Raw genomic sequence first — 15,464 nt, forward strand, 5'->3', positions numbered from 1 at the left:
CAGCAAGCGCGAAACGCGGGAGGCCCGGCCTCACCGCGTTTTTTGCTGTCCCGGATTTTGTTTTCCTGAATGCGTCCGGGACGCCTTCCCGGCCAGACGGAAGCGTCCGGCCGGTCAGAACGGAGCAGGCCTGCGGGCGCCATCGCCGGTCCAGGCTGACCGGAAGCGGCCCCATTGTCTGGCAAGGATGCCTGGTGAGACTGGAAGGCGCTGGCGCACGACCAGGCGCCCGCCCTTCGCCAGGCTTCAGCCGGCCTGCGTCACATTGATGATGACGACATCGGCATTGATGGCGAAGGCCACGGCCATGCCCGCCGCGCGGGCGATCAGTCCGGCGTAATAGGGCTGGATGGCATGGGCGTCGACGGAGCCACTGGCGGGCGCGCCGGCGATCAGCTCTTCCGCATGCGGCGGAATGCGGGCGTTAACGCCCTGGGCGCGCACGGTAAAGGCGCGACCTTCCGGGCCAACCTCAACATTCAGCTGACCGCCGCGCGGAATGGCGGTGGCGGCGATCAGCAGCACGTTCAGCAGCAGCTTCACCCGGTTCTTGGGCAGCAGCAGCCGGGGGCCCGCCCAGTCGAGCCGGGTCTTGTCATCAGAAAAGAAATTGCGCGCCACCTGCTCGGCGTCGCCAGTGTCGATCTCCGCGCCCGCCGAACCGGCGGCGCCGAAGGCGATGCGGCACAGTTGCAGGCGGGCCGAGGCCTGGCGCGCGCTCTTTGCGATCAGCTCCTGGGCGAACTCGCGCATGGACGGATCTTTTTCGTCCTCCAGAACCTCAAGGCCATTGACGATGGCGCCGACGGGGCTGATCACGTCGTGGCACACCCGGCTGCACAGCAGGGCGGCGAGGTCGAGCGCGTCGAGGCTCACAGGATTCATCTTGATCTCCGGCGCGGGCGGCGCCGGGCGCGGCTCCGCAGTACAAGAAGAAGGGGCGCGGGAAGCTGGCCGGCCGGATCGGCGCGAAAGCGCGGCCGACCCGCCATCCGGGCGCAGGCGCCCCTGCAGGCGCGAAGGGAAATCACGCCCGCAGCGAACCGGATGTGTTACATGGCGGCGCAGCGCTGGCAATCTGGCGCAAGGCCGGATCAGGACCTTCCGGCTTTGCGCGTTCACGTCAGGCGCACGTTTTACATAAGAATGTTTTGGTGCGGGGAAACACGATGGCAGCGATGGAACCGGAGATGGCGTTCACCGACACAGCTGGCAGGCTTCGTCTCGACGAGGCCGGACGCGACGCCATTGCCCGGGAGCTTGCCGGCGTCGCCATCGCCGCCGGCAAGCTGATTCGCGCCATCACCGCGCGCGGCGTCGTCACCAGCGAAAAGCCCGACGGTAGCGCCTGCACCGACGCCGACGTGGCGGCCGAGCAACTGATCGTCTCTGAACTGGCGCGGCGCTTCCCTGGCATCGCCCTGGTGGGCGAGGAAACGGCCGCGGCGGCCACAGGCCCCCTGCCGCCGCTGTTCTTTCTCGTCGATCCCATCGACGGCACCAGCGAGTTCGTCGCGGGGGGCGATGGCTACACCGTCAATATCGCGCTGATCCACGACGGCGCGCCCATCGCCGGGGTCATTTTCGCCCCGGCGCAGGATCGGGTGTGGGCCGGCGGCGCCGTCGCATGCACCGCCGACGCCGGCCTGACCACGCCCGCTGACGCGCTGGTCTGGCGCCCCCTGCATACGCGCCCCGCCCCGGAGGACGGCCTTGTCGCCCTGGCCAGCGCCCGCCACGGCGACGCCGACACCGAGGCATGGCTGGCCCGGATGCCGGTGAGCGCCCGGCGCAATGCCTCCTCGTCGCTGAAGTTCTGCGTCATCGCCGCGGGCGAGGCGGACGTTTACCCGCGCTTCGGCCGCACCATGGAATGGGACACCGCCGCCGGCCAGGCGGTGCTGACGGCGGCGGGCGGCGTGGTCACGGGCCCCGATGGCCTTGTGTTCCGCTATGGCGACTGGCGCGGCGGCTTCGCCAATGGTCCGTTCATCGCCTGGGGCGATCCACTGGCGGCACTGACCCACGCCGGACCAAAGGCATGAACATCGCCAACTTGACTCCCAGGCGCCCGCGGCCCATCAAGCGGCCATGAACAGCCCCTTCGCCATGATGCTTCGCAACTGGCGCCGCTCCACACACGGAGCGGCCGGACATTCATGATGCTTGCAACATGACGTTTGCAGCATGAGCGCCAGGCCGCCGCATCAGGCGGCCTTTTCTGTTTCTCCGTCTGTCGCGGCGCGCCGTTTCCAACGGAGAACAGCCAATGACGACGCCAACTGCCCGCCCGACTGCCCGCCAGATCGTCCTCACCGGCGACCGCGCCACCGGCCCGCTGCATCTGGGCCACTATGCCGGCTCGCTGCGCAACCGGCTCGCGTTGCAGGATGCGCACGACCAGTATCTGCTGCTGGCTGACGCCCAGGCGCTTACTGACAACGCCGGCAACATTCCGAAAGTGCGCGACGCGGTGCTGGAAATCGCCCTCGATTACCTCGCCGTCGGCATCGATCCGGAAAAGAGCGTTATCTGCCTGCAGTCGCAATTGCCGGCGCTGGCCGAACTGTCGATGCTGTATCTGAACTTCGTCACGGTGGCGCGGCTGGAGCGCAACCCCACCATCAAGGACGAGATCCGCGCGCGCGGCTTCGGCCGCGACATCCCCGCCGGCTTTCTTTGCTATCCGGCCGCCCAGGCGGCGGACATCACCGCCTTCCGCGCCACGTTGGTCCCGGTCGGCGCCGATCAGGCGCCGCTGGTCGAACAGTCGAACGAAATCGTCCGCCGCATCAATGCCACGGCGGGGAAAACCGTGTTGCCGGAAGCCCAAGCCCTGATCCCGGCGGCGGGACGACTGCCGGGCGTCGACGGCCGCAACAAGATGAGCAAATCCGCCGGCAACGCCATTGCCATCTCCGCCACGCCGGAGCAGATCGCGGCGGCGGTGCGGGCCATGTTCACCGATCCGCAGCATCTGCGCGCCGCCGATCCAGGTCGCGTCGACGGCAATGTGGTGTTCGCTTTTCTTGACGCCTTCGACCCGGACGCGGCGGAAGTGGCGCGGCTGAAGGAACACTACCAGCGCGGCGGCCTCGGCGACGCGCTGCTGAAGCGCCGGCTGGACGAACTGCTGCAAGCGTTGCTGGCGCCCATCCGCGCCCGCAGGACGGCGCTGGCCCGCGATCCCGGCCATGTCCGCGAAGTGATTCGCCGCGGCATACAGCGCGCCCGCGCCGTCACCGGGCAAACCCGCGATGATGTTTTCAGCGCCCTGGGGTTGTTTCAGCCCTGATGTGCCAGAATTGTCCGGGCTTGAGCGACTTTTTCTTCCCTTGGCAACGATTTCTACGCAAATCGCCAGGCATGCTGGGGCGGAACGGACACGTTTCGGCCAAGGATGGAAGGCAGGCTTCGCCCTGTCTTTCACGCCTGCGGCGCGGTGACGTCTGCGGGGTTTGGCCATGTCTCCAGTCGTGGAGAGATCTCCATTTCCGGGGCGTCCCTATCGGCCCCCGCCAGACGGCGGAGCCGGAAACGTCGTTGCACCCCCGACCCTGGCATGGCGGAGCCCCCGCTTCGCCATGTCCAAAACCGAGGCTGATTTCCATGAAAGCAACCCTGAGAGCCCTGCTGGTCTTGATGGCGGCGCTGCTGACGGCGCCCGCGTTCGCGCAGGGCCCACGGATCCAGCAACACGAAACATTCAAGCCCGAGGAACTCGTTCAGGCTGGCCACAGCTTCTTTGGCAGCGTGTCGCGCGGCATCGCGCTGACCGTTCAGGAAGCCTTCCGGCGCTGGGGAGCCCCCAATGGCTACATCCTTGGCCAGGAAGGATCCGGCGCCATCATCGGCGGACTGCGCTATGGCGAGGGCGTGCTCTACACCCGCAACGCCGGCCAGATGAAAGTGTTCTGGCAGGGGCCGACCGTTGGCTTCGACGTTGGCGGCGAAGGCGCCCGCACCATGATGCTGGTCTACAACCTTCCCTCAACCGATGGCGTTTTCCGGCGTTTCCTCGGCCTTGACGGCTCCGCGTACTTTATCGGCGGCTTTGGCCTGACGGCGGCGGTGGCGGACAATATGGTGGTGGTGCCCATCCGCTCCGGCGTCGGCGCCCGCCTCGGCGTCAACATCGGCTACCTGAAGTTCACGCCCACGGCGACCTGGAACCCGTTCTGACTTTTCGGCCGGAGCGCGGACACCGTCACGGGCGTGAAAGACGCCCGGTCTCACGTCTGTATGGTCAGGCTTGTATAGCAAGGCTTGCGCCAGCAATCTGGGCAGCATCCGGCAATAAAAGCAGAAGCTGAAGCGTATTGCAGCAGGCCGGATCCCGCATTGAGGCGTGGATCACGTTTGTTTGCGCGCGACGAATCTGGTTTTCTGAAGATCGTGATCGCGAAGGTCGTTCTGACAGGGAGACGTTGGTGGTCGAGCAATCGATGTTCTTCGCGCTTGGCTTTCTGGTCGCCGGGTTTATCGCCGTGCTGCTGACCTCGGCGCTGAACCAGCGGGCGGAGCGGCTGGCCAATCGCCGCATGCGGGCGATGTTTCCCGTTTCACTTGAGGAAGTGGCGGCGGAACGGGATCATCTGCGGGCGGAATTTGCCGTGGCCACGCGCACCATGGAGCGCAAGCAGGCCCGGTTGCGTGAAGAAAAGGCCGTGGCGCTGGGCGACGCCGGCAAGCAAATCTCCTTCGCCAGCGCGCTGAAACGCGAACTGGATGAAACACGGGCCAAACTGGCGACGCTTGAGGCAACGCACGCCGATCTCAGGACGGATCTTGCCGAGGCCCGCAAGCAGATCGGGACGGCAACCTCCGACCGGGAAGCGGTTGGGGCGGAGCTTGCCGCGGCGAGCGCCGAGAAGGAGCGCCTGGCGCGCGAGCAAAAGGAGGCTGCGAAGCGCGTTGAAGGCCAGCGCATGGCCATTGCCGAACTGGAGCAGCGGATCAGCGCCATTTCGGCGGCGGCCAGCGAACAGAAACGGCAGGCAGAACGACGCGGCGATGAACTGCTGGTTGAGCAGAACGCCGTGCGGACGCTTCAGGAAACCCTGGCCAGTCACCGGGCCAACGCCGCCCGTCTCGCTGACCGGGTCGCCGCCCTTGAGAAAACACGGGACGAAGCCCGCGCCGCCAGCGGCGCTGTCGGCAAGCTCGAAGCCGAAATCCGCTCCCTGCGCGAACGCCTCGCCCAGGCCCAGGGCGAGAACCAGATATTGCGTCACAAAATGGCAGCGGAAAACGCCACCCAGACCGCCACAACGCCCGCAGCGCCGAAAGCAGCCGCCAATCAGGAAGGGCAGGACGCTGTCATCGCCGACATCGCCAGGCTGCAGGCGGATCTGGCGCGCGCCACATCAGGCGGGCAGGCTCCTGGGGGGCAAATCCCTGGGGGACAGGTTCCGGCAGACGCTGCGGCGGCCTTGCGCAAACGTATCGTCGACGTCGCGGAGGCCATCATGGCGCGGCCAGAGGCTGACAGCCCGGCTGCCACCCCTTCCCCTCCTCCCCCCAGGCGGCGCGGCGGCCGGCCCGCCGGACAGGCCGACGCCGCGGTTCGTCAGGGCGCGACGCGCAAAAGCGCGCCCTGACAGGACGCGGCGCTCCCATCCGCTCCTGATCCTGCCTGGTGTCCGCGCCGCGCCCTGGCGCGAGGCGCCGGCCGCCATCCGCCTTGCAAGATACGGCAAGACATCCTGCAGGACATGACGCCGGTCGCGGGTGGAGCCGGGGCGCCAATGCGCTCCGGCTCCCTATCCCCGATGAGTCCCGGATGTCAGCGCCCGCTCAGGACATCGCGGCGGCGGGCGCCTCGATCACATGGCGCAGCTGCAATTTGTCGAGCTGCTGCCCCAGCTCGTCCAGCTTCGCCTGCTCCGCGCCGGCGATGCGCAGGGTGGCCAGCACGCCGTGTTTGGGATGGGGCGCCACTTCCACCTCGATATGTGCGCCTTCGCCCAGCACGGCCCGGGCCATGCGGCCCAGCGTGGTTTCGGCCGCCATCAGGCGCAGCTGGGGCTTGAAGATCTTGCCCACCGCCGTCACCGGCATCTGCGGCAGGATGAAGATTTCCGCCGGCACCGCAGCCCGTTCCGGGATCAGCGCCCGGATGAACTCGCGGATCTCTTCCGGATCGGCGTCGGCGCCAGCCTTGAGCTGGACAAAGCCCACCGGCATCTCGCCCGCATAGGCGTCCGGCCGGCCCACCGCCGCGCCGGCCTCAACCGCCGGGTGGGCGTGCAGCGCCTCCTCGATCACCACCGGATCAATATTGTGGCCGCTGCGGATGATGATGTCCTTGGCGCGGCCGGTGAGCCAGACGTAGCCATCCTCGTCGACCCGGCCGAGGTCGCCGGTGTCCAGCCAGCGACCGCCCTCGCTCCACGCCGGACGCTGCTCATCGTCCGCCGGCCGCACCCAGGCCTTCGCATCCTGCTCCGGGTCGGTGTAGCCGCCGAACACCTGCGGGCCGCGCACCAGCACGCTGCCGATCTCGTTGGGCGCGCAAACGCGGGCGACCTTGCCGCCGGCGATTTCCGCGACGATCACCTCACTGAAGGGCAGGCGCACGCCGATGGAGCCGAGACGGCATTCGCCGCCGCCCGGGTTCATGGTGGCGAAGCCGTGGGTCTCGGTCATGCCCCAGCCTTCCATCATCGGCACGCCAAGTTTCGCGCTCACCGCCCGCGCCACTTCCGGCGCGATGCCCGAACCGCCGCTCTGGGTAATCCGCAACGTGCTGACGTCATGGCCATCCACCGGCACGTTCAGGGCCGCGCCCCAACTGGTGGGAACCATGCCGACGCAGGTGGCGCCAAAGCGGGCGACATGGGCCCACAAATTCTGCACCACCAGCGGATTGCGGTAGCCGGCCGAGGTCATGATGACGAGGGTCGCGCCCTGGCTGAGCGGCGCCAGGCCCGCGCAGGTGGCTCCGCCCACATGGAAAGGCGGCAGGCCGTTCAGCAGCACCTGCTCATTGCCCGGGCCCACCAGAATGGCGAGCGCGTTGCTCCAGCTTTGCGTCAGCAGGCCGCGCTGGGTGTGGCGGGCCAGCTTCGGCGCGCTGGTGGTGCCGCCGGTGTGGAACAGCGAGGCGGTGTCGTCCGGCGATACGTCGCGGGTGAAATCCAGCCGCTCGCCATTGTAGCGCGCCAGCTCCGTATCGAAATGCAGCGCATCGACGCCGGGCCGCTCCGCCGGGCCGCCAATGCGCATCACCGCCTGCAACCCCGGAATCTCGTGGCGGATCTGCTCAATGCGATCCCAGACGCCGGGCAGCACGTCCGGGTCCGGCCCAATCAGCACCTTGCAGCCGGCGTTGCGCAGCAGGGCGACGAGGTGCTCCTTCTCCAGCATGAAGTTGATGGGATTGGCGATGCCGGCCGCCTGGGCGCCGAACATGGCTGTGAAGGTCTCGGGCCAGATCGGCATCAGCATGGAAACCGCATCCTGCGGCCCGACGCCCAGCGCGCGGAACATGTTGGCGGCCTGGGTAATCTGGCGGCCGAACTGCGCGTAGGAGATGTCCCGGGTCTCCTCGTCGGGACGGCCCTCGCGCAACAGGCGGAAGGCCAGCCGGTCGGGATTGCGGGCGCAGGCGTTCTGCAAACGCTCATAAACGCTGCGCTCCGGCACATACGAACTGAGCGGCGCGCGCTCCAGTTCCTCGACCTCGGCAAGGTTACGCAAGACCATGGAGCCCTCCAGAGATATTTGTTATCTGGCATTTCAAACTGGAAGATGAGCAGGGCCAGCGCCGGGAATCAAGTCGGCAATCGGTCTGATATGGCGCCATGGATCATGCCGCAGGTCATGTGGCGCGGGCCTTGTAGCGCAGGGCTTGTAACGCAGGTCTTGTGGCCCCGATCATGGCCGTTGCCCTGGGCCCGGCTTCCCTCTGGCGCAACCGCTTCCGCCGCATATGCTTCCGGACGGCGCCAGGAGCGCGCCGGGACAGGGCAAGATCATGGCCGGCAAAGGCGGCGTCCTGGATGGCGCGGACGGCCATTCGCGGCCTGTGCCTTCGTTGCCGCAGACCGCGCGACCACGGGCCGGCCTGTCCGCCAGGCGGTATCCATTCCGTGTGAAAATGCTTTATGAAAGAGCAACTCTCACGGGTCAGGAACAGTCATGTCACGCGCCACCGCCATCACCCGCCGCGCCGCCGTCAAAGCCGACCGCGTCGTCGACACCATCACGCTTGACCATCGCGCCCGCGACCTGCAGGCGGGCGACCAGGGCCCGCTGCGCGGCGACGGCGGCCTGGCCATCGAGCTGGCGTTGTCCGGCGCGACGCTGCTCAATGACGGCGACGCCCTGAAGCTGGAGGATGGCGGCCTGGTGCAGGTGCGGGCCGCCGGCGAGCGCGTGCTGGAAGTGCGGGCGGAAAACCCGGCCCGGCTGCTGCGCGCCGCCCTGCTGGCCGGCGCCGCCCATGCTTTGGCCCAGGTGGAGGCGGACGCGCTCTACATCCTGCCCGACGGCGCGCTGGCCGAAACAATTCGCGGCCTCGGCTGCGCGGTGACGCCGGTGGAGCGCCCCTTCAGCCCTGACCGCGCCGTCGCCCATGACTGCGGCCACGATCATGGCCACCATCATGACCATGACCATGGGCATGGGCATGGGCATGATCACGACCACCACGGCCACAAGCATGAGCACGGCCATGGTTGCGGCTGCGGCCATGACCACCATGATCACGATCATCATCACGACCATGGGCATGGCCACCATCACGGGCATGCGCACAAGTGAGACGGGAGCCGTCATGCATAACCTAAGGGCATGGCTGCCGCGATTTTGACTTGATGAGACCTGCGCCACAGGCATGATGGCGTCAGAACCCGCCGGATCGCGGCCATCGCGGACCGGCGGGCCGAAGAAAATGAAGAAGGCCGCGCGCCGCCGGGCGCCAGAACAGGCCGATCAGGGAGCAGACGACAGTGATGCGTGAGAGGGCAGCCAACGCGCCTCCAGCCGGAGGAATTGCGTCCAGGATCATGACGCCGGCGACCGGCGGATATCCGCCTGCGGGCAATGCGCGCCGCGCCGGATGCGGCAACCGCGCCAGAAGCGCCAGGAGCGACTGAGCTCGCCTGTCCTTCGCCCCTGCCTTCCCCTGCAAAGCCATTTGCGACGCGCCGGCCGGGCCGCAAGCCGGGCCCAGCCGCCGCGTCATTGCCAACCAACGGAAATGTCATGATCTCCCGCCTGCTGATCGCCAATCGTGGCGAAATCGCCATCCGCATCGCCCGCGCCGCCAGCGAACTGGGCGTCCATACGGTCGCCATCTATTCCACCGACGAGGAAACCGCCCTGCACGTGCGCAAGGCCGATGAGGCCGTGGCGCTGGAGGGGCGCGGCGCCCGCGCCTACCTCGACATCAATGCGGTGATCGCGGCGGCGAAAGCGGCCAGGTGCGATGGCCTGCACCCAGGCTACGGCTTCCTTTCCGAGAATGTCGATCTGGCCAGGGCCTGCGCCGACAATGGCATCGTCTTCGTCGGCCCCTCGGTGGGCGGGCTCGGCCTGTTCGGCGACAAGACCGCCGCGCGCGAGCTGGCGCAGAAAGTCGGCGTGCCGGTGATTCCAGGCACCTCCGGCGCAACGACGCTTGAGGAAACCACAGCGTTTTTCGACAGCCTCGGCGATGGCGCGGCGGTGATGATCAAGGCCGTGGCCGGCGGCGGCGGACGCGGCATGCGGCCGGTCACGGCGCGCGAGGATCTGGCGGAAGCCTATGCGCGCTGCCAGTCAGAAGCCAGGGCGGCGTTCGGCGATGGCGCGGTCTATGTCGAACGGCTGATGCGCAACGCCCGCCACATCGAGGTGCAGATCATCGGCGACCGCGCCGGCAATATCTCGCACCTGTATGAGCGCGAGTGCACCATCCAGCGCCGCAACCAGAAGGTGATCGAGATCGCCCCCAGCCCGGCGCTGACGCCGGCCTTGCGCGAACGCATCACCCTGGCCGCCCGCGAGCTGGCGGCGGCGGCGAAATACGACAACCTTGGCACCTTCGAATTCCTGCTCGACGCCACCCCGGGGGGCGCCGCGTCTGGGCAGGAGGAGCCGTTCTTCGCCTTCATCGAGGCCAACCCGCGCTTGCAGGTGGAGCATACGGTTACGGAAGAAGTGCTGGGCGTCGACCTGGTGCAGGCGCAATTGCGCGTCGCCGGCGGCGCCACGCTGGCCGAACTTGGCCTGCTGCAGACGCAGATCCCGGCGCCGCGCGGCTACGCCATCCAGTTGCGCGTCAACATGGAGGCCATTGACGCAAAGGGCAACGTCAAGCCCCAGGGCGGAACCCTGGCGGTGTTCGAGCCGCCCTCCGGCCCCGGCGTTCGCGTCGATACCTTTGGCTACGCCGGCTATCGCACCAGCTCGGCCTTCGACTCGCTGCTCGCCAAGCTGATCGTGCACAGCAACGCCCCGGATTATGCAGGGGCGGTCGCCAAGGCCTACCGGGCGGCGCGCGAGTTCCGCATCGAAGGCGTCGGAACCAACCTGCCCTTCCTGAAGGCGCTGCTGTGCAACGACGCCGTGCGGCGCAATGAGGTGACGACGAAATTCCTCGAGGAGAACGTCGCCGAACTGGTCGCCGGCGCCGGGGCCGACCAGCACCGCGACCTGTTCTTCGCGGCGAAGACCGAAGCGGCCGGCGCTGCCGCCAAGACAGAGCCCAAAGCGCCGGAAGGCACGCAGCCGACGGCTGTGCCCATGCAGGGCACCATCGTCTCGATTGATGTGGCTGTCGGCGATCTGGTGCGGCCTGGCCAGCAGGTCGCCGTTCTGGAAGCCATGAAGATGGAGCACCTGATCGCAGCCAGCCATGGCGGCGTGGTGCGGGCCATCGCCGCCGGCGCCGGCGACACGCTGATGGCCGGCGAGCCGGTGCTGCATATCGAGCCGCAGGAGGTCGCGGGCGCCGACGCCCAGGCGGATGAGGCCATTGACCTCGACCACATCCGCGCCGACCTCGCCCATGTGCTGGAGCGCCAGGGCAATCTGCTGGACGAAAACCGGCCGCAGTCGGTGGAGCGCCGCCGCAAGACCAACCAGCGCACGGCGCGCGAGAACATCGAGCAACTGGTCGACGCCGGCACCTTCATGGAATATGGCGGCCTCGCCATCGCCGCCCAGTCGCGCCGCCGCTCACTCGATGATCTCATCATCAACACCCCGGCGGACGGTCTGATCGTCGGCACCGCGTCGATCAATGGCCGGCACTTCGGCGCCGACGTCTCCCGCGCCATGGTGGTGTCCTACGACTACACCGTGCTGGCCGGCACCCAGGGCAAGCGCAACCACAAGAAACTCGACCGCGCCATGCACCTGGCCCAGCAATGGTCGCTGCCGCTGGTGCTGTATGCGGAAGGCGGCGGCGGTCGCCCTGGCGACACCGACTCCGGCGGCCTGACCGGGCTCGACACCACCAGCTTCGTGGAGTTCGCCCGTCTCTCCGGCCAGGTGCCGGTGGTTGGCGTGGTCTCCGGCTACTGCTTCGCCGGCAACGCCGCGCTGCTTGGCTGCTGCGACGTCATCATCGCCACGAAGAATTCGTCCATCGGCATGGGCGGCCCGGCGATGATCGAGGGCGGCGGTCTTGGCGTCTACCACCCGGCCGAGGTCGGCCCGGTGTCGGTGCAGGTGCCCAACGGCGTCATCGACGTGCTGGTGGAGGACGAGATCGAGGCGACCGACGTCGCCAAAAAATATCTCTCCTATTTCCAGGGTGAGATCAGCGAGTGGGAAGCTGAGGACCAGCGCCTGCTGCGCCGCGTCATCCCGGAAAACCGCCTGCGCGTTTATGAGGTGCGCGACGTCATCCGCCTGATGGCCGACAAGGATTCCGTGCTGGAGCTGCGGCCGGAGTTCGGCGTCGGCATCATCACCGCCTTCGTGCGCATCGAGGGCAAGCCGTTCGGTCTCATCGCCAATAACCCCAAGCACCTTGGCGGCGCCATCGACGCGCCGGCCGGCGACAAGGCGGCGCGGTTCATCCAGCTCTGCGACGCTTTCGACCTGCCGGTGATCTCGCTGTGCGACACCCCCGGCTTCATGGTGGGACCGGAGGCGGAGAAGACGGGCGTTGTGCGTCACGTCTCGCGCATGTTCCTCGCCGGCGCCAACGCCAGCGTGCCGGTGTTCACCGTGGTGCTGCGCAAGGGCTATGGCCTCGGCGCCCAGGGCATGGCGGCGGGCGGCTTCCAGGCGCCGTTCTTCACCATCGCGTGGCCGACCGGCGAGTTCGGCGGCATGGGCCTTGAGGGTTATGTGCGCCTTGGCTTCCGCAAGGAGATGGAAGCGATCGAGGACCCGGCCGAGCGTCAGGCCTATTACGAGAAAATGGTCGCGAAGAAGTATGAGGAGGGCAAGGCGACCTCCATCGCTTCGGTGCTCGAAATCGACAATGTCATCGATCCGGCCGAGACGCGCACATGGATCCTGCGCGGCCTCGCCTCGGCCCCGCCGCGCAAGACCCCGGCCGGCGGCAAGCGGGCCTATATCGACGCGTTCTGAGACCGCAAGTCAGCCGATGCAGCCTCCGGCAGGCCTCCGTTTTGACGGGGGCCTGTCTTTTTTTGCCCGTGCGCGTGAACCGGATTGGGAGGGCCTACGACCTATGGTTACAGGTAAAACAATTTGGCCCCGGATGTCTGGCGGTTCACATTTGGTTAGGTTGAACTGACGCAAACTTGAAAAAACAGGGGACGGTGAGAAGGAGACACAACATGACCGGCATGCGTTTACGCGACCTCATGCTGGCGGCCGGCGTCATGGTCCTGGTGGTCGCTTCCATTTCATTCCAGCTCTCCATGGCTGGCCAGATGATGAAGGGCGGCGGAAGAAGCGCGGCGACGATCGCCGCCGTGGCTGACTGAGCATCGCCGTCCCGTTATCACGGGACGCACCGGCGCCTGGACGCGCCGGCCTTCAGGCGAGGGTGAGGCAAGGCGAGGCGAGAACAGCCCCGCCTGCCGCTTTGGGATTGACGCCCGGGCGCTTTCACGCCAACCGGTACGCTCACCCTGGACCGGACCGATCCGCGAGGCCATCGTCGCGCCCATGACCAACCGCAAGGCCCAACGGACCAGCGCTGACAACGCCAGCACGCCCGATGCTCCCCTGCGCGATGCTCCCAAATCTGACGCTCCCGCGCCGCGCGCGCTCTTGCCTGAAGCGCCTTTGCCTGAAGCACCTTTGCCGTCCCCCCCCCGCTCCGGCGATCTGCCCGAACGCAATGTGCTCGTCGATCTGGTGGCGGTGGTGGTCGCCGTCAGCCATGACGAGCCGCGCGTGCTGACCCTGGACAGCGGCGCCAGCCTGCCGGCGGGCCCGTTTGGTTCCGACGCGCGCTCGTTGCAGACCGGCCTGCGCGACTGGGTGGAGCGCCAGACCCATCATCCGCTCGGCTATGTGGAGCAGCTTTACACCTTCGCCGACCGCGACCGCGCCGGCGCCGACGGCCAGCGCGTCATGTCGATCAGCTATCTGGCCCTCACCCGCGAGCAGGCGGAGCCGCGCGCCCGGGCGGAAGGGACATGGTTGAGCTGGTACGCCTGCTTTCCCTGGGAGGACTGGCGCGATGGCCAGCCGGCCGTGGTGCGCGAGATTCTCGCCCCGGCCCTGGCGCAATGGGCCGCCGCGGCTCCCACGCCCCCGGCGCGCGAGCAGCGCCGCCGCCGGGCCAGCGCCGCATTCGGCCTCGACGGCGCGCCATGGCACGACGAAATGGTGTTGCAGCGCTATGAGCTGCTGCATGAAGCCCGCCTGACGCCGGAATCCCTGCGCAATGTTCCGGAAGCGGAGCGCCCGGCGGTGATCGCCCCTGGCCACGCCATGACCGGCGACCACCGGCGCATCCTGGCCACCGGCGTGGCCCGGCTGCGCGGCAAGATCAGATATCGTCCCGTGGTGTTCGAGCTGATGCCGGAAACCTTCACCCTGCTCGACCTGCAAAAGGCCGTGGAAGCGCTGGCCGGACGTCGCACCCACAAGCAGAATTTCCGCCGCCTCGTCGAACAGCAGGAACTGGTTGAGGAGACCAGCGAAATGTCGACGACGCGGGTGGGGCGACCGGCCCGGTTGTTCCGGTTTCGCGAGGAAGTGCTGCTGGAGCGCGCCATCGCCGGCACCAAGCCGGCGGGCTGACCCCAGGGACGCGCGGACAGCGGCTCGCAGAGGGCGCGCCCCCCGGACGGCTTGCAGTCGGAACGCCGGTTTTTCGACATGCCCGCCATGCGCGCGCATGGGCCGGCTTTGACGCAGGTCTTGGCGCCGTTTTTTGTTACGGCAATGAAATCGCCATCCATCATACTGATTTAACAATATTTTTATCCGCGCCACCGCCATCCGCCGGACTGGCGCGCTGCTTCATTGCGACTTGACAACGCTTATACTCAGTTTAAGCATATGTCCGAATTATACTCATTCGGAGCATATAAAATGCCCTCAATCGCCCTTGCCTCCGCCGGCGCAGCCGCCCCGTCCGCAGCGCTCTACGAGCGGGTCCGCCGGGTGATCCCGCCCATGGAATGGGCCAGTTTCGCCGATGATGTGGACGCCATTCTCGAGCTGAAGCGCCGCAAGAACGCGGTGATCCTGGCGCACAATTACCAGACGCCGGAGATCTTCCACTGCGTCGCCGATATCGTCGGTGATTCGCTGGCCCTGGCCCGTGAGGCGACCCGCGTCGACGCCGACGTCATCGTGCTGGCCGGCGTGCACTTCATGGCCGAGACCGCCAAGATGCTGAACCCGGACAAGACGGTGCTGATCCCCGACATGGACGCCGGCTGCTCGCTGGCCGATTCCATCACCCCGGAGGACGTGCGCCTGATCCGCCAGCGCCATCCCGGCCTGCCGATCATCACCTACGTCAACACCTCGGCGGCGGTGAAGGCGGAGTCGGACATCTGCTGTACCTCCGGCAACGCCCTGAAGATCGTTGAATCCTTCGGACTGCCCGAAGTCATCATGATTCCGGACGAATATCTGGCCCGCAACATCGCCGCCGAAACCGCCGTGAAGATCATCGCCTGGAAGGGCCATTGCGAGGTGCACGAGCGCTTCACCCCGGCCGACGTCCAGGAGATGCGCCGCAACTGGCCAGGCGTGGTGGTGCTGGCCCACCCGGAATGCCCGCCGGAAGTGGTCGCCGAAGCCGATTTCTCCGGCTCAACCGCCCGCATGTCGGACTATGTCGGCGACATGAAGCCGTCCCGCGTCGTGCTGCTGACCGAGTGCTCCATGAGCGACAACGTCGCCGTCAATCACCCGGACGTGGAGTTCGTGCGCCCGTGCAACCTGTGCCCGCACATGAAGCGCATCACCCTCGCCAACATCCGCCGCTGCCTGGAGGATGGCGCGCATGAGGTGACCATCCCCGCCGACATCCTGGAGCGGGCGCGGCTTCCCGTCGAACGCATGCTGGCGATCTGAGGCCGGCC

The 15,464-nt window shown here is 67.5% G+C and carries 11 protein-coding genes; 9 read left to right on the forward strand and 2 right to left on the reverse strand.

Features of this window, described 5'->3' with window-relative positions:
• Window positions 1-246: 246 nt before the first annotated feature.
• Entirely contained in the window at window positions 247-885 is a 639-nt protein-coding gene (gene chpT / locus ACERNI_RS03140) for a histidine phosphotransferase ChpT (RefSeq protein WP_448831821.1), read from the reverse strand.
• 284 nt (window positions 886-1,169) lie between these two features.
• Between chpT and ACERNI_RS03145 the strand changes: the two genes are divergently transcribed.
• The 4 genes from ACERNI_RS03145 (at window position 1,170) to ACERNI_RS03160 (ending at window position 5,600) form a co-directional block, all read left to right on the forward strand.
• Entirely contained in the window at window positions 1,170-2,045 is an 876-nt protein-coding gene (locus tag ACERNI_RS03145; protein ID WP_448831822.1) for a 3'(2'),5'-bisphosphate nucleotidase CysQ family protein, read from the forward strand.
• A gap of 224 nt (window positions 2,046-2,269) precedes the next feature.
• Complete coding sequence (gene trpS, locus ACERNI_RS03150) at window positions 2,270-3,295, forward strand: tryptophan--tRNA ligase (RefSeq protein WP_448831823.1); 1,026 nt, start codon at window positions 2,270-2,272, stop codon at window positions 3,293-3,295.
• 314 nt (window positions 3,296-3,609) lie between these two features.
• Window positions 3,610-4,182, forward strand: a complete 573-nt coding sequence (locus ACERNI_RS03155; RefSeq protein WP_448831824.1) for a DUF1134 domain-containing protein — start codon at window positions 3,610-3,612, stop codon at window positions 4,180-4,182.
• A gap of 248 nt (window positions 4,183-4,430) precedes the next feature.
• Window positions 4,431-5,600 (forward strand): hypothetical protein, encoded by a 1,170-nt coding sequence (locus tag ACERNI_RS03160; protein WP_448831825.1) that lies wholly within the window; start codon window positions 4,431-4,433, stop codon window positions 5,598-5,600.
• 196 nt (window positions 5,601-5,796) lie between these two features.
• Here ACERNI_RS03160 and ACERNI_RS03165 read toward each other — a convergent pair whose 3' ends face one another.
• Window positions 5,797-7,707 carry an acyl-CoA synthetase gene (locus ACERNI_RS03165; RefSeq protein WP_448831826.1) on the reverse strand — a complete coding sequence of 637 codons (1,911 nt, stop codon included), beginning with the start codon at window positions 7,705-7,707 and terminating at the stop codon, window positions 5,797-5,799.
• A gap of 435 nt (window positions 7,708-8,142) precedes the next feature.
• Here ACERNI_RS03165 and ACERNI_RS03170 point away from each other — a divergent pair, with 435 nt between their 5' ends.
• The 5 genes from ACERNI_RS03170 (at window position 8,143) to nadA (ending at window position 15,456) form a co-directional block, all read left to right on the forward strand.
• Complete coding sequence (locus ACERNI_RS03170; RefSeq protein WP_448831827.1) at window positions 8,143-8,766, forward strand: urease accessory protein UreE; 624 nt, start codon at window positions 8,143-8,145, stop codon at window positions 8,764-8,766.
• Between the two features lie 444 nt (window positions 8,767-9,210).
• Complete coding sequence (locus ACERNI_RS03175) at window positions 9,211-12,534, forward strand: carboxyl transferase domain-containing protein (protein WP_448831828.1); 3,324 nt, start codon at window positions 9,211-9,213, stop codon at window positions 12,532-12,534.
• 212 nt (window positions 12,535-12,746) lie between these two features.
• Window positions 12,747-12,896: a hypothetical protein gene (locus ACERNI_RS03180; RefSeq protein WP_448831829.1), complete on the forward strand. Its 150-nt coding sequence runs from the start codon at window positions 12,747-12,749 to the stop codon at window positions 12,894-12,896.
• A 319-nt stretch (window positions 12,897-13,215) separates the two neighbouring features.
• On the forward strand, window positions 13,216-14,166 hold the full coding sequence (locus ACERNI_RS03185; protein ID WP_448831830.1) for an NUDIX hydrolase: 951 nt from the start codon (window positions 13,216-13,218) through the stop codon (window positions 14,164-14,166).
• A gap of 294 nt (window positions 14,167-14,460) precedes the next feature.
• Window positions 14,461-15,456: a quinolinate synthase NadA gene (nadA, locus tag ACERNI_RS03190; protein ID WP_448831831.1), complete on the forward strand. Its 996-nt coding sequence runs from the start codon at window positions 14,461-14,463 to the stop codon at window positions 15,454-15,456.
• The last annotated feature ends 8 nt before the right edge of the window (window positions 15,457-15,464 follow it).

It is taken from the genome of Camelimonas sp. ID_303_24 (genome assembly GCF_053543495.1).

Coding starts and splice junctions, on each gene's coding strand:
- ACERNI_RS03175 (WP_448831828.1), top strand. CDS start 9,211: ATGATCTCCCGCCTGCTGATCGCCAATCGTGGCGAAATCGCCATCCGC.
- ACERNI_RS03145 (WP_448831822.1), top strand. CDS start 1,170: ATGGCAGCGATGGAACCGGAGATGGCGTTCACCGACACAGCTGGCAGG.
- trpS (WP_448831823.1), top strand. CDS start 2,270: ATGACGACGCCAACTGCCCGCCCGACTGCCCGCCAGATCGTCCTCACC.
- ACERNI_RS03170 (WP_448831827.1), top strand. CDS start 8,143: ATGTCACGCGCCACCGCCATCACCCGCCGCGCCGCCGTCAAAGCCGAC.
- chpT (WP_448831821.1), bottom strand. CDS start 885: ATGAATCCTGTGAGCCTCGACGCGCTCGACCTCGCCGCCCTGCTGTGC.
- ACERNI_RS03180 (WP_448831829.1), top strand. CDS start 12,747: ATGACCGGCATGCGTTTACGCGACCTCATGCTGGCGGCCGGCGTCATG.
- ACERNI_RS03165 (WP_448831826.1), bottom strand. CDS start 7,707: ATGGTCTTGCGTAACCTTGCCGAGGTCGAGGAACTGGAGCGCGCGCCG.
- nadA (WP_448831831.1), top strand. CDS start 14,461: ATGCCCTCAATCGCCCTTGCCTCCGCCGGCGCAGCCGCCCCGTCCGCA.
- ACERNI_RS03155 (WP_448831824.1), top strand. CDS start 3,610: ATGAAAGCAACCCTGAGAGCCCTGCTGGTCTTGATGGCGGCGCTGCTG.